23 protein-coding genes are annotated in these 23,503 nt (G+C 46.8%); 15 read left to right on the top strand and 8 right to left on the bottom strand.

What is annotated here, in order from left to right:
- Nucleotides 1-65: 65 nt before the first annotated feature.
- The 3 genes from ACYVB1_RS05190 (at nt 66) to ACYVB1_RS05180 (ending at nt 4,037) form a co-directional block, all read left to right on the top strand.
- Nucleotides 66-857, top strand: coding sequence for a PhzF family phenazine biosynthesis protein (locus ACYVB1_RS05190; RefSeq protein ID WP_460921286.1), 792 nt, complete (start codon nt 66-68; stop codon nt 855-857).
- 272 nt (nt 858-1,129) lie between these two features.
- Nucleotides 1,130-3,061, top strand: coding sequence for a type I pullulanase (pulA, locus tag ACYVB1_RS05185; protein ID WP_460921284.1), 1,932 nt, complete (start codon nt 1,130-1,132; stop codon nt 3,059-3,061).
- A 382-nt stretch (nt 3,062-3,443) separates the two neighbouring features.
- On the top strand, nt 3,444-4,037 hold the full coding sequence (locus tag ACYVB1_RS05180; protein WP_460921281.1) for an HD domain-containing protein: 594 nt from the start codon (nt 3,444-3,446) through the stop codon (nt 4,035-4,037).
- Here ACYVB1_RS05180 and ACYVB1_RS05175 read toward each other — a convergent pair.
- Together ACYVB1_RS05175 and ACYVB1_RS05170 are read right to left on the bottom strand one after the other, a co-directional pair.
- Nucleotides 4,009-4,467 (bottom strand): cyclic nucleotide-binding domain-containing protein, encoded by a 459-nt coding sequence (locus ACYVB1_RS05175; RefSeq protein WP_460921278.1) that lies wholly within the window; start codon nt 4,465-4,467, stop codon nt 4,009-4,011. The genes ACYVB1_RS05180 and ACYVB1_RS05175 overlap by 29 nt on opposite strands.
- 8 nt (nt 4,468-4,475) lie before the next feature.
- Complete coding sequence (locus ACYVB1_RS05170; RefSeq protein WP_460921276.1) at nt 4,476-7,199, bottom strand: NTP/NDP exchange transporter; 2,724 nt, start codon at nt 7,197-7,199, stop codon at nt 4,476-4,478.
- A 352-nt stretch (nt 7,200-7,551) separates the two neighbouring features.
- Between ACYVB1_RS05170 and ACYVB1_RS05165 the strand changes: the two genes are divergently transcribed.
- A complete protein-coding gene (locus ACYVB1_RS05165) occupies nt 7,552-8,022 on the top strand; it encodes a DUF4126 family protein (protein ID WP_460921274.1) in 471 nt (156 codons plus the stop codon).
- A gap of 96 nt (nt 8,023-8,118) precedes the next feature.
- Here ACYVB1_RS05165 and ACYVB1_RS05160 read toward each other — a convergent pair whose 3' ends face one another.
- The 3 genes from ACYVB1_RS05160 to ACYVB1_RS05150 all read right to left on the bottom strand — a co-directional run bounded on the left by ACYVB1_RS05160 (nt 8,119) and on the right by ACYVB1_RS05150 (nt 10,166).
- Nucleotides 8,119-8,754 carry a CPBP family intramembrane glutamic endopeptidase gene (locus ACYVB1_RS05160; RefSeq protein ID WP_460921270.1) on the bottom strand — a complete coding sequence of 212 codons (636 nt, stop codon included), beginning with the start codon at nt 8,752-8,754 and terminating at the stop codon, nt 8,119-8,121.
- Nucleotides 8,755-9,019: 265 nt separating this feature from the next.
- Complete coding sequence (locus ACYVB1_RS05155) at nt 9,020-9,457, bottom strand: acyl-CoA thioesterase (RefSeq protein ID WP_460921267.1); 438 nt, start codon at nt 9,455-9,457, stop codon at nt 9,020-9,022.
- Between the two features lie 271 nt (nt 9,458-9,728).
- Nucleotides 9,729-10,166, bottom strand: a complete 438-nt coding sequence (locus tag ACYVB1_RS05150; RefSeq protein WP_460921264.1) for a nucleoside deaminase — start codon at nt 10,164-10,166, stop codon at nt 9,729-9,731.
- A 266-nt stretch (nt 10,167-10,432) separates the two neighbouring features.
- On the opposite strand from ACYVB1_RS05150, the gene ACYVB1_RS05145 reads away from it, so the two are divergent.
- From ACYVB1_RS05145 to ACYVB1_RS05120, 6 genes are all read left to right on the top strand, one after another.
- Nucleotides 10,433-11,341 (top strand): DUF3575 domain-containing protein, encoded by a 909-nt coding sequence (locus ACYVB1_RS05145; protein ID WP_460921261.1) that lies wholly within the window; start codon nt 10,433-10,435, stop codon nt 11,339-11,341.
- 44 nt (nt 11,342-11,385) lie between these two features.
- A complete protein-coding gene (locus ACYVB1_RS05140; RefSeq protein WP_460921258.1) occupies nt 11,386-11,595 on the top strand; it encodes a helix-turn-helix domain-containing protein in 210 nt (69 codons plus the stop codon).
- A 453-nt stretch (nt 11,596-12,048) separates the two neighbouring features.
- The gene (locus tag ACYVB1_RS05135; RefSeq protein WP_460921256.1) at nt 12,049-14,724 is read left to right on the top strand and encodes an outer membrane beta-barrel protein; all 2,676 of its coding nucleotides are present in this window, start codon (nt 12,049-12,051) and stop codon (nt 14,722-14,724) included.
- Nucleotides 14,725-15,178: 454 nt separating this feature from the next.
- Nucleotides 15,179-15,553, top strand: a complete 375-nt coding sequence (locus ACYVB1_RS05130; protein ID WP_460921253.1) for a hypothetical protein — start codon at nt 15,179-15,181, stop codon at nt 15,551-15,553.
- Nucleotides 15,554-15,713: 160 nt separating this feature from the next.
- Nucleotides 15,714-16,379 (top strand): peptide-methionine (S)-S-oxide reductase MsrA, encoded by a 666-nt coding sequence (gene msrA / locus ACYVB1_RS05125; protein ID WP_460921251.1) that lies wholly within the window; start codon nt 15,714-15,716, stop codon nt 16,377-16,379.
- 201 nt (nt 16,380-16,580) lie between these two features.
- Nucleotides 16,581-17,057 carry a DinB family protein gene (locus ACYVB1_RS05120; protein WP_460921249.1) on the top strand — a complete coding sequence of 159 codons (477 nt, stop codon included), beginning with the start codon at nt 16,581-16,583 and terminating at the stop codon, nt 17,055-17,057.
- Between the two features lie 98 nt (nt 17,058-17,155).
- On the opposite strand, the gene ACYVB1_RS05115 is transcribed toward ACYVB1_RS05120, so the two are convergent.
- A complete protein-coding gene (locus ACYVB1_RS05115) occupies nt 17,156-17,440 on the bottom strand; it encodes a hypothetical protein (RefSeq protein WP_460921247.1) in 285 nt (94 codons plus the stop codon).
- A 332-nt stretch (nt 17,441-17,772) separates the two neighbouring features.
- Here ACYVB1_RS05115 and ACYVB1_RS05110 point away from each other — a divergent pair, with 332 nt between their 5' ends.
- The 5 genes from ACYVB1_RS05110 to ACYVB1_RS05090 all read left to right on the top strand — a co-directional run bounded on the left by ACYVB1_RS05110 (nt 17,773) and on the right by ACYVB1_RS05090 (nt 22,956).
- Complete coding sequence (locus ACYVB1_RS05110) at nt 17,773-18,228, top strand: YbhB/YbcL family Raf kinase inhibitor-like protein (RefSeq protein WP_460921245.1); 456 nt, start codon at nt 17,773-17,775, stop codon at nt 18,226-18,228.
- Between the two features lie 108 nt (nt 18,229-18,336).
- Nucleotides 18,337-19,224: an AraC family transcriptional regulator gene (locus tag ACYVB1_RS05105; RefSeq protein WP_460921243.1), complete on the top strand. Its 888-nt coding sequence runs from the start codon at nt 18,337-18,339 to the stop codon at nt 19,222-19,224.
- A gap of 125 nt (nt 19,225-19,349) precedes the next feature.
- Nucleotides 19,350-20,219: a multidrug resistance efflux transporter family protein gene (locus tag ACYVB1_RS05100; protein WP_460921241.1), complete on the top strand. Its 870-nt coding sequence runs from the start codon at nt 19,350-19,352 to the stop codon at nt 20,217-20,219.
- Between the two features lie 122 nt (nt 20,220-20,341).
- On the top strand, nt 20,342-21,433 hold the full coding sequence (locus tag ACYVB1_RS05095) for a DNA polymerase beta superfamily protein (RefSeq protein ID WP_460921238.1): 1,092 nt from the start codon (nt 20,342-20,344) through the stop codon (nt 21,431-21,433).
- Nucleotides 21,434-21,519: 86 nt separating this feature from the next.
- The gene (locus tag ACYVB1_RS05090) at nt 21,520-22,956 is read left to right on the top strand and encodes an RtcB family protein (RefSeq protein WP_460921235.1); all 1,437 of its coding nucleotides are present in this window, start codon (nt 21,520-21,522) and stop codon (nt 22,954-22,956) included.
- A 129-nt stretch (nt 22,957-23,085) separates the two neighbouring features.
- Here the strand turns inward: ACYVB1_RS05090 and ACYVB1_RS05085 are convergent, their stop codons facing one another.
- Together ACYVB1_RS05085 and ACYVB1_RS05080 are read right to left on the bottom strand one after the other, a co-directional pair.
- A complete protein-coding gene (locus ACYVB1_RS05085; RefSeq protein ID WP_460921232.1) occupies nt 23,086-23,295 on the bottom strand; it encodes a hypothetical protein in 210 nt (69 codons plus the stop codon).
- Nucleotides 23,274-23,492 carry a hypothetical protein gene (locus ACYVB1_RS05080; protein ID WP_460921229.1) on the bottom strand — a complete coding sequence of 73 codons (219 nt, stop codon included), beginning with the start codon at nt 23,490-23,492 and terminating at the stop codon, nt 23,274-23,276. Before ACYVB1_RS05080 ends, ACYVB1_RS05085 begins: the two co-directional genes overlap by 22 nt.
- Nucleotides 23,493-23,503: the final 11 nt, after the last annotated feature.

Raw genomic sequence — 23,503 nt, 5'->3', positions numbered from 1 at the left:
CATGCTTCAGGAAGCAAGGCAGATTCTACTACCTTTGCGGCTGAATTTTCAGGAAAACCTTTTCTATGCCACTCTCCCTTTACCAGATAGACAGCTTTACAGATAAATTGTTTGGCGGCAACCCTGCTGCTGTTTGCCTTCTCAATGAGTGGCTGCCAGATGCAACACTGCTGAAAATAGCAGCTGAGAATTATCTTCCGGAAACAGCCTACATCATTCCCTCCTCCACTGCAGGTAAATACAGCATCAGGTGGTTTACACCCGAAATTGAAATGGACCTGTGTGGCCATGCAACACTGGCTGCGGCGCATGTTGTTTTCAATCACCTGCACCTGGTGGCTGATACGGTAGTCTTCAGCTCGGCCAGTGGTGAACTTACCGTTACAAGACAGGGTGAACTGCTGACACTCGATTTCCCATCGCGCATGCCTGTGGCTGCCGAACTACCGGAGGTAATCCGGCACGGGATGGGGCATGAACCTATGGAAGTACTGAAAGCCAGAGACTACGTTTTAGTTTACGACAGTGAAGAAACGGTGCGCGCACTACAGCCCGACAGAGTCATTCTGGACCAGATTAACCTGGCCCCCGGCGGCATCATAGCCACGGCAAAAGGTGATACAGCTGATTTTGTATCCCGCTTTTTCACACCCCAGGCCAGTATTTTTGAAGACCCTGTAACAGGCTCCGCCCATTGCTCCCTTATTCCTTATTGGAGCCGGAAGCTCAACAAAAAAGAATTAACCGCCCTGCAGGTATCCGAGAGAACAGGTACATTATACTGCAATAACTTAGGTATGAGGGTACTGATAGGCGGCACATGCATCACTTACATGAAGGGAAATATATTTATATAAAATCACCTTATTTACTGGCATTATATTTGGATACTCCTAAACATGGCAAGACAGAGCTAAGAAGAAATAAAAGAGAATACTTTTTGTAACCGCAGCTCGTCCTGCATTTGCACGTATAATTTTTTTAAATACATTAACAGAGTTAATACGCATATTGCACTAAGTATTTATACCAGTTAATACTTTTCTATCCTGGTAGTCGTAATATAAATTTACCAAATTCGCTACCCCTTCACAGCATCCCTTTCGTTCACCCTTTTTTATTTTCGATTATGACTTTTACTTCATTCAAAGAGACTGCTTCATACAAGAGCTACAGTGATTACCCCACTTGCCCTGAAGAAAACCTTTGGACACAATATACCCCTGCACAAACTACCTTCAAACTTTGGTCGCCGGTGGCGGAAGAGGTAGTAGTACATTTTTATACAGCAGGAGACGGAGGCGAGCACCTGGAAAAAGTTTTTCTGGAGGAAGTGGAAGACGGCCTGTGGGTAACAACTGTGCATGAGGACTTGCAGGGAACATACTATACTTTTCAGGTAAAGGTGAAAGGGAAGTGGCTGGCCGAGACGCCGGGTATATATGCCACGGCTGTTGGGGTAAATGGTAAACGCGCCATGGTGCTGGACCTTGCAACTACTGACCCGGAGAATTGGCAAGACGATGTGGGACCTACCGTCTCCTCACCGAACGAAGTTGTGCTGTACGAAGCGCATGTGCGGGACTTTACCATCAGCAAAAACTCAGGAAGCGCAAACCCCGGTAAGTTTGTGGGACTGGTGGAAGAAGGCACCACCAATCCTGAAGGATTGGCCACAGGGCTCGACCACCTGAAGGAGCTGGGCATTACCCATGTGCACCTGCTACCTGCGTTTGACTACCTGTCTGTAGACGAATCTGCACTGGATAAGCCACAGTACAACTGGGGCTATGACCCGCAAAACTACAACGTGCCGGAAGGTTCTTATGCAACGGATCCGTTTCATGCGGAGGTGCGCATCCGGGAGTTTAAGCAAATGGTGCAAGGGCTCCACAGCAATGGCATTGGCGTAATATTAGACGTGGTGTACAACCACACCGGCGTTACAGAGGGTTCCAACTTCAACCTGGAAGTACCGGGCTACTATTACAGGCACGCCGATGGCAGGTGGTCTGATGCTTCCGGCTGCGGAAACGAAACAGCCAGCGAGCGCACTATGATGCGTAAGTTCATCATAGAGTCTTGCGTGCATTGGGCGCAGGAATACCATGTTGATGGCTTCCGCTTTGACCTGATGGGTATTCATGATATAGAGACCATGAATCAGCTGACGGCTGCGTTGAAAAAAGTAAACCCAAACATTATCGTGTACGGGGAAGGCTGGACGGCCGGAGGAAGCCCTCTCTCCCACTCTAAAAGAGCAACCAAGGCACATACTTATATGCTGCAGCATGTCTCTGCCTTTAGTGACGACATCAGGGATGCACTTAAGGGCTCTGTTTTTGACACGAGGTCCAAGGGCTTTGCCAGCGGAGCGCACGGCATGGAGGAAGTCATTAAGTTTGGCGTAATAGGCAGCATTCAGCATCCTGAGGTGCATGCAGGCAGGGCCGCATGGGCAAGGGAACCCTGGCAGTCTGTTTCTTATGTGTCCTGCCATGATAACCAGACCTTGTATGACAAACTAAAGGCTTCGTGCGAGGACGCTTCCGAAGAGGAAATCAAGAGTATGCACCTGCTGGCCAATGCCGTGGTGCTTACCTCCCAGGGCATTCCTTTTCTGCACGCCGGCGTGGAAATGCTGCGTACTAAAAAAGGCGAGCATAACAGCTATAATTTACCGGATGAAATCAACCAGATAAACTGGAACTGGAAAACGAAACAGGAGGATGTATTCACTTATTACAAGCAGCTTGTTTCTCTCAGGAGAGCGCACCCGGCTTTCAGCATGCCTACTGCCGAAATGGTGTACAAGCACCTCGAGTTTGTAGAGACGGCTCCAGGGCTCGTAGTCTTCCTGCTGAAAGGCAATGCAAACAATGACAGCTGGAAGAACATCATGGTGTATTACAACGCTAACAAGTCTGCTGTCCGGCTCACCGTGAAAGGAGAATGGCACATCGCCGTGAAGGGGAGAACAATAGACCCTACCGGTGCAGAAAAAGTAAGGCAGGAAGTAGAAGTACCACCGATTTCGATGCTCATGCTGTATCAGGACTAAGCCTTATTTAAGCCGTAACTAGCAGTTATAATGTTCCACTTCTGTCTATAAATTCATAGAAAAAGAAGTGGAACATTATTTTTTGATAGCGATCAACTTCTTTGTTGCCGATTGTCCTGTTCCAAACTCCTGACACTCCTGCAAATGAACTTCAAAAACCATAACCTTCCTGAAACTGAAATATTTTAGCGCCATACCATGCTTAATATAGCGATATTTTGTCTATATTCATTTCTATATTAGCGAACCCTCATTGAGCATACCACATATAAAAAGCAGCAGAAAAGTAGTGACTAGTTAATCAGAAACAGGCAAGCGCTATGTTCGGAGTTGAAAATCTAGATTCTTTAATATTGTGAAGTCTTCCAGACTTATCGCAGCCATGGATTTGTTTGCCCGCATCCAGGTTCACGTCATTGACAAGCTACAAAAAGGCTTGTCAGAAAAACTGACCTATCATAATGTGGCGCACACGCTGGATGTGTTAAAGCAGGCTGTTGTGATAGCCAACAAAGAAGGGGTAACAGCCCCTGAAGACATGCTGCTTCTAAAAGTGAGTGCGCTTTATCACGATACCGGCTTCCTGTATGCCTACCAGGAGCATGAAGATAAAAGCTGTGAAGTAGCCTCTGAGGAGCTGCCTGCCTTTGGTTTTACAGACGAACAGATAGAAAGGGTATGTGGTATGATACGTGCTACGAAAGTGCCGCAGAACCCACAAAACCATCTGGAGCAGATTATATGTGACGCCGATTTAGATTACATGGGCAGAGCCGATTTTTTTGAAATAGGAAATAACCTGTACAAGGAGTTTCTGGAGCAAGGAGTGGTGAAAGACTTCAAGGAATGGAACATGCTGCAGATACGTTTCTTGGAGAGTCACCGCTACTTCACGAAGTCCTCCCTGAAGCGGCGTCAGAAAGTTAAAATGAATTACCTGCAAGCCATCAAAGAGACGGAAGGCTTGTTAAGTTAGCGCTGTGGTGGGTAACGCTTTTATCATCCATGATGCGCAGGCGCCTGCAAAGTGTTTTTAAGATCCCCTTCAGAATCTCTGCATTGTCCATCATTATTTCGTAAAAGGGCTCCTGCTCCAGTTTCAATAAAATGGACTCTTCTTCAGTAGTAGCACTTGCAGAACGCCGTTCAGCATCCAGCACAGATAACTCCCCTACTATCTCATCTTTTTCGAGCACGGCCAGCGTATGGTTCCCGTCATGTATGCGCACCCTGCCTTTGTAAATAAAATACATGCAAGTGCCCCTGTCACCTTTTGAAAAAAGGTTCTCATCTGCCTCCAGGTAAACCTCCTCCAGTATGCCCGCTAAGCCTATCAACTCCTGCTCCGGCGTATTCCGGAATATTTCTGATGAACGAAGAATCAATACTTTTTCTATCAACAACATATTTAATCTTAGTTAAGCACTGATAAAACATACCCCCTGGTCTCCTCAAACAACTTATCTTCCCTGCCTGATTTGGCATCGAGGATGTGCCTGGGAAACCCCTCTTCCTGCAGCCTCGGTATCATGTAGCAGGCAACAGACTTGGTCCAGGTACTAAACCCGGCTTTGTTCTCCTGAAGGATATCTTCTATGATGGCGCTGGCAGGCATCTCTTTTGTGGAATGCACCACCACCTGGTCTTTGCATATATCCTGCTCCAGTTCAACCAGGGTATTCAGCCCGTTAAAGTACCTTTGGGGGATGATGAGCTCCAGCATTTCGATGGCATTATAAACTTTAGTAGCATCCCCTACATTATACAGCTCCATCACCCGCTCTATCTGCTGGCGGTTATAAAGTAGCGATAAAGCCTTGAAAAGCACCTGGATGTCCTGGTGAATTTCTGAGCAGACTGCCTCCTGCAGCGGCTTCACAACCTCTATTGAAACAAGATGCAGGTAGTAGGTCGCCTTTAACAGGCTCTGATCCAGCTTTACCTGTATCCAGTTTCTGAGGATAAGCTGGGATTCAGCCGAGACAATTGCTTTTTGCTGCCAGAGCGCATCCACCACTTCGGCTGTAGCGGTCTTATTCTCTTCCAGCAGGCGCTCTAAAAAGGCAGTGGAGTAACCGCCTCTCATTTTGCCCGCGACTTTTATAAGTACACTCGTCAAAGCCTCCGGGTACAGCTTCCGATGTATATAATCTGTTGCGAACACATTGTCCCCGAAGTGCAGCAGGGCTTTCTGCAAGGGTACAAGGGAATTCTTTTCAAGGACCACCTGCACCATTGGCTCAAACAGGGCAAAGTCTTTCACTTCTCCTACAGCCTCAATTGCTTTTTTATATACCGCCGGTACCTCGTCATGCAAAAAGGTGCTTAGCACCTGCTCGTAATCACTGCGCCTGGTTTCCGTGATAATGGACAGTGCAGTCAGTTTATCCGCTTCATGTGGACTGCGGACCATTTTCCGCAGTTCCGCTGCCACTACTGCATCTGCTTCAGCCTGATTACGAAGCAAGAGGCCAATAATGGCTGCTTTCTTACAATCTATATCCAGGTCCTCTATTGTGGCAGACTGATAGGGCAGATTCTCTTTATCAAGGTAGTAGATGGCCTTCATCAGGTGCGGCTTAATGGCTAAGTCCGTCTCTGCTTTCAGGCGGTTATGGAGCAGCGGCAGTGCCTCGGTTAACCTGTTTTCTATGATCCTGGAAATCACATACTCTTTCACCTCGCAGGACTTACTATGCAGTTGCCGGAACAAGAGCCTGTTTATATCTTGGTAACCTGATTTTTCAAGCAGGTGCAAGGCATGGATGGCCTTCTGGGGCTTGTTGCTACGAGCCTTTTTGATAAGCACCTCTGTTACTGAAGCATCGTTCAGGAACAACTCCGAACCAGTGAAGTAACCCCGCTTAATGACACTTATCAGGGTGCGCATGTAAGCCTTCCGGATAAGGAAAACACTGGCAGCCCAGGCAAGTAACAACACAAAGAGCAGCCGGGAAACAAGCGAAATAGCCAGCCCACTATGATATTGCAGGTAAATAGTGAGAAAAACACCCACTCCCAGCAGTGCAAAAGGCAAAGTATAACCCTTTGCAATCAAATGTCCTTTTAAGCGGCTGTGCGGATTAAGCGGCTGAAACAGGACAAAGAAAACAGGTTCCTGCAGCGTGGAGCGCAGTATCTCTGACAGCAGCACCATTACCCCAAAAACATACAGGTGTGTCGTCAGCGCTTCTCCTGACAGGATGATAAGGCCATTGATGACCAGGAGCAGCAAGGGCGCTATCAGCAGGCAGTTGGAAACCCCCAGCCGGGCAATTACCCTGCTGCTGAAAACAAGCTTGATACCGATAGCCAGCAGGCGGCCCAGGGCAAAGAATACAGCTATGAATGTGGCCAGTTCATGGTCGCTGGTGCTGTACTTCAGCTTTATCTCCTCCAGAAAGGTAAAGTCAATAATAGAATAAATAGTGTACGCTAGCAGCGACCATAAAGCGATGGAGAAGATAAGGCGGTTATGGAAGTAACGCCCAATTATACTGTGGCTTTTAGACTTTGTGTGTGCTGTGGCATGGTGAGTAGTGCCGTGGTCCGTTGCAATCTTGTCTTTATAGTTCGACATCTGGAGCAGCACATACACTACAGCAAAAGCCACAACGGAGACCCATAGCAGATTGACTACACCTATCAGCGGCACGAGTGCTGTTACAGAAAAGTAACCCAGCATCTTAGCAGGTATATCACCTGCCCCTACTATTGAAAACAAGCGCTTGCTTTCCCGCACATTGAACATAATGGCAGTCATTCCCCAGAAGGCATAGCCCACCAGCATGTACACCACCATGTACCATGCCCCTAGTAAAGGCGGCAACCAATCAAATGTAAAAAAAGTTAAAGAGAGCCAGTATAAAAAAACAGAAACGGCGGAGAAAACGGTAATCACCTGCAGCAACCTGTCAGAAGGCATGCGCGCCTCCAGCCTGGAATAAATCAGGTTAGAGATAAATAAAAGAACTGCTGCCAGTATATAAATTTTAGGAAATACAGTAACAGGATAATAGGACAGTACCAGTGTGAGGGAACTTGTAAACAGAAAAGCGGTGGCCACACCAATAAAGTACTGTACAAGAAAAAGGTGCCCTACAAGCTTCGCTTCGCCTGGCTTTATGTTTAGGAGCAAGTTTATCCGTTTATACATAGCAGGACAGGTTAATTGCTGAGTTAAAACACCTGATAAAAGTAAAGCATACTGTATCAGTTCATTAAATACTGCATAAGTTAAAAATTTTGTTACATAAATAACATTTAAACACTGAAAAAAAGAAAGAATATACAGTGAAGAACCTGATTCAGTTGCTGTGGTGCACAAGGGTTACTTTGCATGAACAAATTCGCCTTTTGCACCTGCTTTTGTAACCGGAACATGTTTGTGGCATAGGCACCGGTACCTCAAAATCAGTAGCAGGAAATAGCTGCAGTTTTTAGCTGCAAAAACATGCACTGCGTAAACAGCTTAACAAAAACTAAAAGCTATGAACAACACACTTTATAAAGCTTTGGCATTTGGGGCGCTTGCCGGAATGCGCTCTTTAGCTGCCCCAACCCTGCTTAGCCACTTTCTAAGTGAAGCCGGCAGTGCTCCTCTTCGAAATACGCCGCTGCGTTTTTTAGGCAACAGCACCGTAGCTATGGTACTGAAAGGCCTCGCAGCCAGCGAGATGTTAGGTGACAAAGTGCCGGGCGTGCCGGACCGCATAGAGCCACCTTCCCTGGTGATGCGAAGTGCTTCAGGAGCGCTGGCAGGTGCAGCGGTGTATATGATGAACAACAGGAAAGCCATAGAAGGCGCTGCAGTCGGTGCAGCGGCGGCTGTGGCAGCCACCTACGGCAGCTTCTACCTCAGAAAAACCCTCTGCGAAAAAACAAGCCTGGCCGACCCGATTTTTGGAGCACTGGAAGATGCGCTGGTCATTGCCAGTGGTATGCAGGCTGCCAAGCTATAACACCAACATTTAAGTTCCTGAAAAAGAAACAGCACATCCCGCTTCCGATAAACTATGGAGAAGCGGGATGTGCTGTTTCTTTTAGCTGACCTACTGTTAACAGATAAAGGCGTTATGGTTGCCTGGAAAATTAACTGGCTGCGCCCGCTGCGTAAGGAGCACGATGAGGCACACGGCAAACGCCAGAACCGGCAGTTGCAGAAAAAGCATACTTTCTAAATTACTCAGGTAGCGGGTATGTACCGAAGTGACAGCTGAAAACAAGCTGCCGCCCCGTTGGTTGAATATTATCTGGTCTATAAAGTCCCAGCCCCAGTGCAAGCCAACCGGAAAAGCCAGGGAGCCAGTCCTGGAGTAAGCGTAGGAAAACATCAAACCCCAAAGCCCGGTGTATACAAACACCCACATCATCACTACCGGGTTGCCCAGCACCTCCAGGGTAAACCAGTGGTAGATACCGAAGGCTGCGGCACTGAAAAGGTTTGCCTTCTTCTCTCCCATCAGCGTGATTGTTTTATAAAGCAGATAGCCCCGAAAAAGCAACTCCTCTAAAAGAACAGATTGAAAAGTGTTATAAAAGCCCCTGAACAAGAAGCCTAAACCAATACCGGGCACAGGTTCCCAGCTAAAACCGGCAAGAAAAGAAAGGAAATAGCTAATAATAACGGCCAGGCATAAGGTAGCCAGAAAGCCCAACAGTAACTGCAGTACCCTTAACAGCGTGGGGGCCAAACCTAATAATGCTCTAACCGCAGCAGCCCCCAAAAAGCCAGCAGTATGACTACATTACCCAGCATATTACAAGAAGCTTATTGAGGTGCAGCAAAACCCGCTTACGCACTCCCTGCTATGCAAGATGGTAGCAAGGCTAAACTAATTTCTAGCCTCATATCCACTCAAATGCACTAACGGAATTGAACAGGAAAAGGGCAGTCTGCCTTACCGGGTGAGTAGCAGCACTTAGCAGCAGCCTTCACCAAAAGCAGCAAGAACATTTCTATGAGCGGATTTCCTCGAAGTCGATACTCTTAGGCAGCGTCGCGAATTTTTCTACCAACTCTGCAGGAAGTACAGTTAGTTTGCGCTTCTCTACATCTAACCAGGCACCATCCACCGTTACCACGGCCGCTCTAACGCCATCCTCGCGGTAAACTATATGGCGTATGGACCAGCGGGATCCATCTGTACGGCTCTTTGTAAGCTCAATAGTTACTTTGATATTTTCATTCAGACCTACCTCACGCAGGTAAACTAGCTCTTCACGAAAGAGTATAGGCCCAACCTTCAGCTCCTGAAAAGTTTTGAAGTCAAGACCGAGGCTGTCTAAGACGGAAATACGGGCCTGCGCAGCGAAATCAGCGTAGGCTGAATGGCGCATGTGCATATTAACGTCCAGGTGAGACCACATTACTTTCCCTTCGTAAACATTGTTCATTGTATTAACTATTAATTCGTATCTGGTTCAACAGTATAATGCCCGATGCAGCCTCAAAATTTCATTCTGCAAAAGAGCAATGAGGTGTTTCATTTTATTATCAGAAAGGCAAGCCAAATATAAAACATTCCACCTAAAGCGCAGCGAAATGTTTCAGATACAGCATGGATTTTTTCTGCAGATAGCAAAGAAACTAGATCTTTGAGTGCCTTATCATACAGCCGAAGCCTGTGCCACCTCCTTTTAGGGGCCTGCATTCCTAAACAATTTGTTACACACCAATATCCTCATTCCAGAGGGATGGTTTTTCCTGAATAAATTTTTGCATGAGCTCGTAGCAGGCACTGTCATCTGCTACAACCACCTCCACTCCTCTCGACCGCAGCAGTTCTTCCTCTCCCATAAATGTCTTGTTTTCTCCAATCACCACTTTGGGTATGCCATAAAGAAGAATGGTGCCCGAGCACATAGGGCATGGGGAAAGCGTAGTGTAAATAGTACACTCTTTATATACGGAAGCGGGCTGCCTGCCAGCATTTTCCAGTGCATCCATTTCACCATGCAACACCACACTACCATCCTGCACACGCTTGTTATGGCCTTTACCGATTATTTTACCTTTATGCACCAGTACGGATCCAATGGGAATACCTCCTTCAGCATACCCTTTTTGCGCCTCCTCAAATGCAACTTTTAAAAATTCGTCCATGCTAATATCCATCTTGTTCAGAAAGTGACAACTCGCCTTCCAAAGCTAAAAATTTATAGCGCAACTTTCCTTCTGCCAGCAAGTATTGTTTAAAACAGTAATCAACTTCGGAACTACCTGTTTATAACATATACAAGACCAGGTACCAGTACAGTCTCCGTAATTCTGCTCAGTCTTTGCAAAAGGCTCTTCTTTTATTAAATATTCAGATTATTAAATTATGAAATTCAAATGAATAAATTCTGAACTATTTTATATTAATTCAAATGAAGTTTCTTTTTACCCTTTTATTTTCTGCATTGTCGGCTGGTTGGTGTGCAGGACAGACGGATTCCTTATCAGTGCCGCCACCAAGTGCCACTGGCACTCTTGAGGCAGACAGTAGCAGTACGCTTAACGCAACGCCTGCCATCAGAAAGAACAGCGTAAAAGTAAATCTATCTTCACTTGTGCTCAATACTTACAGCCTCAGTTATGAGCGCAGCCTGGCAAGAAAAGTATCGGTGGTGGCAGGATACAGTATCATGCCCAGAACCACCCTCAGCGACATGGCTGCGGCCCGGTACATTGCTGATAAATATATTGCTAACGATGTCGTTACAGCAGACCTGGCCAACATAGAAGTATCTAACCAGGCTTTTACGGGTGAAGCACGGCTCTACGGTGGCAAACATTCGGGTGCGCGGGGATTTTATGTGTCGGCATACGGCCGCTATATGCGCATGCAGGTGGATTACCTAGACACCTACCAGTCGGTGGCAAATAAAAAGTACCAGATTCCTTACCAGAACACCCTTCATGGCTATGGTGGCGGGCTCATGTTTGGCGCCCAGTGGTTAATTGGCAAAAAAGTAAACCTGGACTGGTATATACTAGGCGCACACTACGGTAAACTTACAGGCGACATAGTGGCCGTAACAAACTTTAATGGCATGACACAGGCAGAGAAAACAGGACTGGAAGAAGACATTGAACACTATGTCAGGCTGGATGGCAGGGTCAGAGTTGACACACGCCTCTGCCAGTTCAAGACAGCTTTTGCGTTTCTTTTCCGCCTAGGTGAGCTTTATGTACACCGCGTATTTTTTTTTCCGATTAAGCGCAGAGAAAAAATCACCACAAATGGGTATTGCTCTTCCGATAATATAAACAGAAATTTACATAATTCATTTTAACAAATGCAGCTTATAGGTTAACAGCTTTAAATTTGGATTTTATTATGGAAGGTAAATTAGCTTTACTAAGCAGACGGGAATGTTCTATGATAGCCTGTCTAGCAGATGGTTTCACTAATAAGCAGATTGGTGAAAAGTTTGGCCTTAGCGAAGATGATGTGCAGGAGTATCTACAAAAGATGATGCGTAAAAAAGGGTTCAATCATTCCTATCAATTAATTAGCTGGGCATACCTGGATGGCGTTCTAAAGTAAAAAGTCTTCCTCCCTCTTTATTCCCGTATCACTACCCCCAACTCTCCCTGAGAGCAGCTCCCCCATTTTTCTCAGATAAAGTCTTAGCCTCAGAGCAAAGTAGACGAAACAAATTGAGATTGAAGTAGTAAATCAGCCCACTTCAGAGAATATCCTTTTCTTTTTTAGAGTTTTTCATCTCAAAGGGTGCAATGGCAAAGTTTCCTGTCGGTGTATAGCCCCTCCCCTTTCAATTCACTGGCTCATCTTCTGCCGTATACCGCCATGTAAGTCACCAGGCACCCACCGCACGTTGACTGAATTTTCTATTTCTCATCAAAGAACATAACCAGAGGCCGCCAATAAACGGTAAAAGAACTTATCGGTTCTGGGACTTACAAAACAAAATTTTCCCCAGGCTAGTGTTGGGCACAAAAAGACAGAACAGCTCAGCTATTACAATTTCTGAGGAAGATGAGGAAGCTGCTATTTATTTTATTGCTGATTACATGCCATGTAGCTTTCCCCCAAGAGCACTCTTTGAAGGGCAAAGTTGTTGAAAAGGAAGCGGGCGCCCTTCCTTCTGCTTCTGTTTTGCTACTCCAACCCACAGATTCAGCTGTGGTACAATACACGACTACCAGTGCCAACGGGCTTTTTATTCTAAACAAAGTAAACAAAGGAGCCTATATCTTGAAGGTGAGTTTTCTTGGCTTTTCTCCTTACCACAAAAATATCCTTCTTTCCGCTGCCACTACTGATACGCTTGACCTGGGGACTATATCCCTGGAACCCGTGGCTAGTGAACTACAGGAGATAACTGTTACAGGTGCAAAGGCACCTGTAACAGTGAAAGAAGATACTGTAGAATACAATGCAGGTTCCTTCAGAACCCGGCCCAATGCCGATGTAGCACAGTTACTGAAAAAATTACCAGGAGTAGATATGCAAAGCGACGGCAATATCAGCGTGCAGGGGGAGCGCGTAACACGGATATTTGTTGATGGAAAAGAGTTTTTTGGGGGCGATTTAAGAGCGGCTATAAATAACTTACCCGCCGACGCCATTGAAAACGTCCAGGTAATAGACGCTAAATCGGAGGAAGCACAGTTCTCCGGTGTAGACGATGGCCGCCGGGAAAAGGTCGTTAATCTGACACTGAAAGAAGACAGCCGAAATACGGGTTATGGTAAAGTAACGGCCGGAATTGGTACGCATCAGCGCTATATGGCCAAGGGGAACTATAATCGCTTTGACGGTGGCAATTTTGTATCCCTGATGGGGATGAGTAACAACGTGAACAATCAGTGGCTAACTTCTGATGGCCCAGCCACTACACCACAAACAAGTGGCAACACACCAAGAAGTCCGGCACAAAATGGCTTGGTTAACACACACATGGCAGGTGCAAACTCCTTCCACCAGCTTACGCCTAAAACCAGCCTTACAGGAAGCTATTTGTTTAACCAAACCAATGCATCTGTACAGAGCAGCCTCATAAGGCAGAACTTCCTGCCCGAAGGAACAGCCTTGTATTATGAGAACAGCCAGCAACAAAACCGGAACACCCTCCATAGTGCCACGGCAGGGGTAGAACACAAAGACTCTGTCAACACCATCCGGCTGAATGCTACTTTTGGTTATACGGGTACCCGCATGATCAGCAGCAGTAACAGGCAATCTTATTCTGTCACAGATTCGCTGGTGAACGAAGGAGAGCGAAGCGCGAACACCCAGAGCAAAGGCTACAGCCTGGACACGGATCTGTTTTACGGGCATCGGTTTGGTAAAAGCGGGAGGCTGGTTACAGTAACAAATCAACTCACTACTTTCCAGGACAACACAGAAGGACGAACTGTTTCTTATACCAGGTTTGTGGAAGGCGGTGAAGAGAGGGTACGGCAACTGAATAAACAGGAAAACAATGACCTGGCATACAACCTGCGGATAGCTTATACCGAGCCTTTGGGCAAAAAACAGTTCCTGCAGGCAACGTACAACCTCTCCAACCGCGCCTCAAAATCTAACCTGGAGGTATATGACCTAGTAAATGACACCACCCTTTTGGATATGGAACAAAGCAGCCGGTTTGGTTCAAGATATGTATATCAGCAAGCAGGGGTAACTTACCGGCTCAACCGGGGCAAATCGAATCTGGCTATTGGAGCGAAGGCACAACAGTCTGCACTCACGCGCAGGCTACAGGCACCTGATGAGGAGGTGACAGGCAAGTTCCAGAATATTTTGCCGCACCTGAACTACAACAGGCGATTTAACAGAAGTACCCGGTTAAGCTTTGATTACACAACTTCGGTCAGGGAGCCATCCGTGAATCAGCTTCAGCCGGTAGTTTCCCGCTATGACCCGCTTCATCTTTATGTGGGCAATCCTGACCTGCGTCCGGAATATACACACCAGGGCAAACTGAAGCTGAACACCTCTGATGCCGCCTCTGGTTTGTTTTTATCAGGGTCTGCTAACTTTAGCTATACCACAAATCCTATCATAGCTGCCGTTTCTATAAACGAAAGGCAGGTACGCACCACCCAGTATGTAAACGTAAGGCAGAGTAGTTCCTTATCAACTTTTGCTACACTGGGAATTCCTGTCCGGAAGTATAACAGCCGGTTTAACCTCAGCCCTTACCTGCGCCAGGGGCAGAGTGTGAATCAGCTGAACGGCGTGGAAGGCACCATCACCCAAAGGTCTGTTGGTGCTAATGTTGACTACAACTACAACTACAAGGAATTTGTGGACCTAAACCTGCGGGCTTCTTTAACACGAACAAGTTCCGATTATGAACTGAACCAGAACAGAAACCAGGTCTTTGTGAATGCTGCTTATGTTGCAGATGCAACCGTGTACTTGTTAGAGAGGTTTCATTTCACCACTGAATTTACTTATTCAAAATTTCGCAACACCCAGGCTAACTTCAATCAAGGCATTCCGGTTCTGAATCTGGCCATATCGATGTTCGTTTTAAAAGGCAAGAGAGGGGAAATACAACTCTCCGGCCTTAATATGCTGAACCGCAATTTAGGAGTAACTCAGTTTGCTAATCAAAATTATATAGAACAGTCTGTTCAAAACTCATTAGGCAACTTTTACATGCTCAGTTTTACATACAATTTTAACAAGCAAAACGAGTAGAATTGTATTGCACTACTATTGCATGTTGTAACAAGCATACAAATTCTATCAATAAATTAATTTTCTTTAAATTTTAATATCAAAACAAATGCTATATCCTTTAAATAAACCCTGTTTTTAATTTTATTCATATTTGAACCATGTACAAAAAGCTGCAAACAACATGATTTTAACACCGTTCCACCCATTAGCAGTGATTATTAAAATTATATAAACATATAACCGTTTTAATTAACAATATACAACAAAACAGTGAACATAAGAATGAAATAGTAAATACTACCTTAAGAAACCTAAAAGACAACAATCTAACTATCAACAACTTACAACACATCACAATAGTTAAATAGACAAATATAATTGTACTTATTTTAGCACCTTTTAACAACACCTGCAGCTTTAGGTCGTAAAACATACCATAACAAATTCCATTAAACACTTAAAAAACAAACTTATGAAAAACTTAAAAGTACTTTCCGCAATGGTGGCAGTGGCCATGTTTACATTCTTATCTGCTAATGATGCACAGGCGCAGCAAGATGCAAATGTAGGTCAGGCAGTTTCAGGTCTAATCAATGTAAATATTGGCGCAGTTCAGGTTGATGTTGAGGACAATGAGATTCTCAACGACTTTACACTTGTAAACGTTGAAGATGTCCTTAATAACAGTGAAATCAGAATCCTTAACAATGTGCTTAATAACAATGAAGTTTTGAGCCGAAACAGTAATTTTTTAAACAACCTGCTGCGTGATGCTGAAATACTCAATGATAACCAAGTTGTGGTTGGAGTATTGAGTGGCGGAAGTCTTCTGATTGATGAGTTGTAAAGCACAAAAAACTGCACAAGTCACCCAAACAAATTGATATTTGCTTAATGCATCATAAAAAGGTGGCTTTCAAAATAAACAAGGTCCAGTAGTTTTGACTACTGGACCTTGTTTATTTTGAAAGCCACTACTGCTGGTACAACACGTTCACGCACACATAATGAAACCACCCATCGACCTGAACATTTCTGAAAAAACTGAAACAGCCACTTTCTCCATGGGATGCTTCTGGAGCCCAGATGCGCTTTTCGGAGCGGTGGAGGGCGTTGTGCGCACAAGGGTAGGTTACGCAGGAGGCACCACCGAAAACCCTACCTACTGGACACTGGGAGATCATATTGAGACAGTACAGTTGGACTATGACCCAACTCAAATAAGCTACCACCAGCTGCTGCAGCTGTTTTTCTCCAGCCACAAGGCTACACGGGCTCCCTGGAAAAGGCAGTATATGTCTGCTGTGTTCCTTCATAATGCAGCGCAGGAGCAGCAGGCCTGGCAGGCGAAAGAGCAGGTCGGTCTGATAATAGGGGAAAGAGTTTATACCGAAATTTTCCCTTACCAGGCATTTTACATGGCAGAAGACCGGCACCAGAAATACAAACTGCAGCGCCAGCCGTCACTACTGGAGGAGCTTCAGGAAATATACCCCGCAATGCCGGACCTAGTAAATTCTACAGCAGCAGCGCGTATTAACGGCTACTTGTATGGATACGGCAACAAAGAAAAACTACAACATGACATGGCGCAACTCGGGCTGTCCCCTGCTGGTCAGAAGATACTACTGGAGAATGCAACTGCCCGTGGTAAAGTACGGTGTAGCAGCTGATGATTGAACACAATGTCATTCCAAAAAAAGGAAATACACAGCTAACAAAGTAATTTCATTTACGGAACATCAAGTATCAGAAATAATTCTTTTTTGGTCTTGCTGCTGTAATAGAAATTTCGGATGGTGAAACCTGTCAGGTGGTGCGGCTGGAAAAGATAAATTACGTTAGGTTAATCTAAACCAAGGCATCAACAAACAATGGAGAAAGACAAACAACTTCGGGAACAACTGGTAAAGCTACTACGGGGCGGGCAGGCCTTCAAAACAAGAGATGAAATTCTGCAAGGCTTCAGCTTGAAGGAAGCAGGCAGTAAGGTTGCCAACCTCCCCTATACAACCTGGCAGTTGCTGGAACACCTGCGCATTGCTCAGTGGGACATACTGGAGTTCAGCCGTAATCCACAGCACGAGTCGCCGGAATGGCCGGAGGGGTATTGGCCACAGGAAATAGCACCATCCGGCGAAGCCGCATTAGATGAAACGCTGCGCGCTATTAAGTCAGACCTGGAGGAAATGATTCAACTGATACAAGACCCGAACAATAACCTATTCGAGCCTTTCGCCCACGGCGAGGGGCAAAATCTGCTGCGGGAAGCAATGCTTGTTGCCGAGCACAACGCCTACCACTTAGGCGAAATTGTAGTACTCAGAAGGCTGATGGGTCAGTGGGAATGAGCATATGAACCCGCTATTAAATCTTATATGAGGTGCAAAAACATGAAAAGCTGTGCTTAGCACAGCTTTTCATGTTTATCTTTTTCTAAGATGCAGCTTTAGTAGCTGTTTCTTCTTTTAGCCTGCTGCTCCAGGGCTTTCAGTTCGTGCTCAGCCGCTTTAAGTCTGTTTTTAGCAGCTTTTTCCCTTTGTTTTGCTTCTTCTGCAAAGCGCTCCGCCTCTCTCAACTCCTGCTTCAATGCTCTTACTTCCTGTTGCTGTGCAGCCACGGCAGGGTCACTGGACAAGCGGTTTCCTCCGCCTAAAGTAGAGCAGCTTAACAAAATGGGGAAGAACAAAGCTATTGTACCGGTTGCTACTGCTTTGCTTGTAAATAATTTCATAACATTTTCTTTAGTTTAAGATACTGTAAATACGGCTTAGTTGTACAGGTGGTTTATTAGCGGAGTACAATAACTTGCGAAAGCAAGCCCCCACACAAAGGCTCAGGGGCATTTTAAAGTTTTTCTGTTTATATCGTTTCTACGTTCATGGCTGCCTGTAATGAAGCTTTAAAAAAACGCAGGTTTTGCTTATGCTGCCACCACTGTACCTGCAATACCTGTTGTGCTTCTCTCAATAATCAGCGTCCCTAAACAAACTCAAAACACTGTCTGCTAATTACATATTAACATTTTACACTTCCCTTCGTTTCTGAATAAGAAAGAGAAAAGCTATGGCACAAACGACAACATTAGAGGTATCAACTTTTGCTTTTGAGAAAAATGGACCTATCCCGGCCGTCTACACGTGCGACGGTGATAACATTAACCCACAGTTAAGAATAGACGGCATACCGGAAAGCACGGAAACCATGGCCATTATCCTGGAGGATCCGGATGCCCCGGACGGCACTTTCACCCATTGGGTGGTGTGGGACATGCCTCCCCGGGCCAACATCTACGAGAATGCTACTCCTGACGGTGTAACAGGCGCTAACGACTTCGGAGAACACAATTACATGGGCCCCTGCCCACCTTCAGGAGAAACACACCGCTACTTCTTTAAAGTATATGCTCTGGACTCAAAAGTGAACCTGGACCCTGACAGTACAAGGCAGCCCCTGGAAGTACTGCTGGCAGAGAAGACTATTGCCTATGGAGAACTGATGGGCACCTACAAGAAAGACTGATTCAAAACTGGAATTGCTCCAGGCAAAGCCGGGGGAGGTTTGGTGAATTTGCCAGAAAATTGACGGCACGACATTCACCTCCTCCCCTGCTTTTTGTTTATTTGCCCTATGAAGCTTCAGAAGACAGACCGGCTCCCTATCCAGGATCTACTCAACCACAAGGCACTTACCGTAATGCCCCTGGAAACCTATGCCAGTGAGTTGTCGGAGGTACCGCACAGCCACGATGCTTACATGATCTTGTATGTGCAGGAAACGAAAGGCGGCGACCACCTCATCGATTTTCAGCGCTACCCTATACAGGCGGATCGTGTGTACCTGCTGCGCCCCGGGCAGGCACACCAGCGGGAGTCACGGCAGGAGAAAGGGGTACTCGTTTCCTTCTCTGAAAAGTTTCTGCAGACAACCGGCATGCGCTCGCACGATGCTTTTATTATTTTCAGCTCCGTATACCAGCACCCTTACCTCGACCTGCCGGAAAAACTGCGGGTAACCCTGGAAAGGTTAATACACCTGATGATACAGGAACTGCAGGAGCCGACACCCGACATGGCTATCCTTTCCCGCTACCTGTATATCCTGCTGCAGTATTTGCTGCGGGAGTGCCAGGTACAGCTTCAAAAGCTTACACCTGCGCGGCACAGCGAGCGTCTTTTCCATCTCAGCAGCCTGATTGAAGCCCATTACCGGGAGCACCGCAGTATCAGTTTTTATGCAGACGCTCTCGGCATTACACCCAAGCACCTCAACAGCCTCTGCCGGCAGTATTTAAATACCACTGTGGCCGACATGCAGCATGACCGGCTCCTGGTGGAGAGCAAGCGGCTTTTGTTTTTCAGCAGTTTATCTGTAAAGGAAATAGCATACCAGCTCGGATTTGAAGACTCCTCTTATTTTGTACGTTTCTTTAAAAGAATGACCGGGCAGACACCAACCCAGTTAAGAAGCGGAGGTTCCGAAAGTACCATACTTGCTGCTGAAAATCCTGCTACCTGAGTTAACAGCTGCTGTAGCTTTGCATAAATGATTTTCTTATGCAGCCTAACAGCAATTTAAAAGCAATCGCACTGGGTTCATTAGCCTGTGTTTTTTTCAGCTCTACTTACATCCTCAACAGTTTCATGTCTTCAAAAGGCGGGCACTGGGCATGGACGGCAGGCTTACGTACTTTTTTCCTGGTAATTTTACTGGTGGCTTTTCTTTCGGTAAAGGGGCAGTTAAGGCACTTGTTGCAGGTGATGCGGCAGAACCTGCAGGTTTGGCTGCTATGTGGAGGCATGGCATTTGGCCTTGGCTATTATTTCTTAACTTTTGCGGCTTCTTTTGGTCCCGGCTGGCTCGTGGCAGGTGTTTTCCAGTTTACCATCGTGGCAGGCATCCTGCTGTCTCCTTTCCTGTACAAAGACCACCGGGCCAAAATCCCGTTAAAAGCTTTATTTCTTTCCATTCTGATAATGGCAGGCATTGCCTGCATGCAATGGAGCCAGAAGGATGGCAGCTATACCACGAGTCAGTTGTGGTGGTGCATCGGGCTGGTGATGCTAGCTGCCTTTAACTGGCCACTCGCTAACCGGAAACTTATGCTTTACGTGGAAGAAAGCGGGCATCACCTCACAGCCATTCAACGTGTAGCGGGCACCGCCATTGGCAGTATTCCAGTGCAAATCATCCTGATGGCATATGGCTATACACAAGCAGGCTTGCCGGGCCAGGAGCAACTCCTGACGGTTCTTATTATTTCTTTAAGCTCCGGAGTAGTGGGGTGCATCCTGTTTTTCAAAGCGATGCACCTGGCCCGCCTTCATGCTGCCTCCCTCGCTGCCGTGGAGGCAACGCAGTCTGTTGAAATACTGGTGACGGTAATAGGCGAGTGTTTGCTTTTAGGCATTGCCTGGCCCAACTGGCTTGGAAACCTGGGCATGATGATCATTATCAGCGGCCTGGTGCTTTATAGTATACCTTCGCGCCAGAAGGTGCTGCAGGTCTCTTAGCCCTTGCTCCCGTGCAGGTACCAGCCTGTACGGGATTCCACCTAGGGCCGCAGAACATCCCCTTATCCCTGCTCGCGCTTTATCAGCTAACCGTTCCAGCATTCAGGTGCGTTTAAAGGAACATGGCTTTAAGCATAAACGAACTGAAAGAAAAAAAACTGTTGCTGTTTGAGTGTATCAGTGGCAGCAAAGCATACGGTTTGAGCACACCTGCCTCCGACACCGACCTGCGGGGAGTGTTTGTGCTGCCGGAAGAAGACTACTATGGCCTGCAATACACCGATCAGCTAAACAACCCAAGCAGCGACATTATATACTATGAGCTGAGGCGTTTTGTAGAACTGCTGGCAAAGAACAACCCGAATATGCTGGAGTTGTTGAACATGCCTGAGGACTGCATCCTGTACAAGCACCCGCTTTACGACCGGTTTAAACCCGCTGATTTTCTTTCCCGCCTTTGTAAAACAACTTTTGCAGGTTATGCCCTCACACAGGTAAAGAAAGCAAAAGGCCTGAACAAAAAGATAGCGAACCCGGTGGAACCGGAGCGGAAATCGGTGCTGGATTTCTGTTATGTGGCGCAGGGACAAGGGTCTGTGCCGCTAAATGAATTCCTGGAGCAGCAAGGGCTCCGGCAGGAAAATTGCGGCCTGGCCAGGATACCGCACATGCCTGACCTGTACAATCTCTTCTACCAGGACAAGCCCCAACCCGGTAGCTATTTCAAAGGCATCGTGCAAAGCGATAAGGCCAATGACGTATCACTGAGTTCTGTTCCGAAAGGACTTCAGCCGCTGGCGGTGATGTCATTTAACATGAATGCTTACTCCACCTATTGCAGGGAACACCGCGATTATTGGGAATGGGTAGAAAACCGAAACGAGGCACGGTATGAAAACACCCTCTCGCATGGCAAGAAGTACGACGCCAAAAACATGATGCACACCTTCCGCCTGCTTGATATGGCAGAAGAGATAGCCCGGGAAAGTCAGATAATTGTGCGCCGCCCGAACAGGGAATTTCTGCTCCGGATTAAATCCGGAGCCTTTGATTATGCAGAACTGCTGACAATTGCCGAAGAACGCATTGCGAACATGGATGCCCTTTACGCCAAATCTGCTTTGCCGGGGGTACCGGACATCAACAAACTAAACCGCCTGCTGATAGAGGTCCGGAAGGCATTTTACAGGCACCACCAGGAGAAGGGCTTTTAGGCAGCAGTAGCATTCAACTCTTTGCCACGCATAACCAAAGCTTTAAAAACCTCCGTACACCCTAGTTCCAGTAGCCTTTTAAAGCCATGAAAAAAAACAAAAACAGATTAGCAGGAAAACTCACGTCCAATGATTTAATAAAGCTGGGGTTTCCTTCTGGCAAGCCATTGGGTACTGCCCTGAACATCGTGCATACCTACTATACCGAACTGGGCAAAAGTCACCAGGTTGAGTTGTTGCAGGATGTCATGGCCGCCCCCGATCAATACCAGTTGCACACTATATTGGGGCCGCTGGCACAGGCCCTACTGGCGCAAAAAGAAGCAGAGCCCATTGCCCTGAAGCCTGAGAAGCAGAAGTATGCTGTGTATGGCGCAGCAGGCATAGAACAGGGCGCCATAGACCAGATGGAAATAGCCATGCGTCTTCCGGTCGCAAAGGCAGGAGCGCTGATGCCGGATGCGCACCAGGGATACGGCCTGCCGGTAGGTGGTGTGCTGGCAACGCATAATGCCGTGATACCATATGGCGTCGGCGTGGACATTGGTTGCCGCATGAGCATGAGCATCTTCGATATTCACGCTGGCTACCTGGATAAAAACCGCGACAAGCTGAAGAAAATATTGACAGACAGTACCCGTTTTGGCAACGCTGTCTTTAAAAAGCCGATGGACCATGAAATAATGGAACGGCCGGAGTTCTCGGAGATTCCGGTTGTGCGGGAGCTGAAAGACCGCGCTTTCCAGCAGCTAGGTACCTCTGGCGGTGGAAACCATTTTGTGGAATTCGGAACAGTGGAGATACACGATGCGGATAATGAATTTGACCTGCCGGTGGGCAAGTATCTTGCCATCCTCTCCCACTCCGGCTCCCGGCGGCTTGGGGCAAACATTGCAGGCTATTATACCAAGGTAGCCATAGATGCCTGCCCTTTACCCAAGGAGGCAAAGCACCTGGCCTGGCTCGACCTCGACACGGAGGCCGGGCAGGAATACTGGCTCGCGATGAACCTGGCCGGCGACTACGCCTCTGCCTGCCATCACCAGATACATGAGCGGTTGACGGCAAAGCTCGGCGAAGCCTCTATGGCAAAAATAGAGAACCACCACAACTTCGCCTGGAAGGAAAAAGATGCTTATGGAAATGAAGTCATTGTGCACCGTAAAGGCGCTACTCCGGCAGGCAAAGGCGTGATGGGAATTATTCCGGGAACCATGGCCACACCAGGATTTATTGTGCGCGGCAAAGGCGAAGCCGCCGCCATCAACTCTGCCTCACACGGGGCCGGCCGGGTGATGTCACGAACACAGGCTATCGAGACTTTTTCTCAGCAGCAAATGCGCAAATACCTGCAGAAGGCCGGCGTTGATGTGGTTGGTTCAGGATTGGACGAGGCACCTATGGCTTATAAAGACATTCACCAGGTGATGGCTGCCCAGCGCGACCTGGTAGAAGTAGCTGGTACTTTCTACCCCAAAATTGTGCGAATGAACGGAGATGAAAAATATATTGAAGTGGATTGATGAAGGGCCATTTTTACTACTCCCTTCCTATGCTGTTGATTCTGCCACGAAAGCGACAGTTAGTAAATTTATTATAGCTTCTGCTATACAAAAAGAGAAGGTGTTGCATCCATAAGCCACATCCTTAAGCTAGTCAGGAAACAGCCACTCCAATGCCTCTTCCCTCGAGACAAACTCCCTGGTCTCGCAGGGCATGGGTAATTCAGAGGCCTTTTCGTAAATCCGCTCAATAGCTAATTGCTGGAAAATATCCTGCGCCATCAGGTTCGCTACTTTCCTTAGTTTGCTATGCTGCAGCAGTTCAGCAGAATATACCGCTATCCACACCTGGTCTTCCACAATGGGGCACACATGCGGGCATAGTCTGCCAGAATCAGCTCCACATGGTTGTCCAGTATAAAGTTACAGGCAAACATAATGGCCTCCCGTAGTTGTGGCCGTGGAATGGCACTTCTCCACTCATTCCAGATAAACTTCTCTTCCGGACTGTGACGTATGGTGACATATTCCCTGTCAAATGCAGTTACCAATTCCATGTCATTCCAGC

The organism is Pontibacter brevis, assembly GCF_054779655.1.
This window is presented reverse-complemented; position numbering and strand designations above follow the sequence as displayed.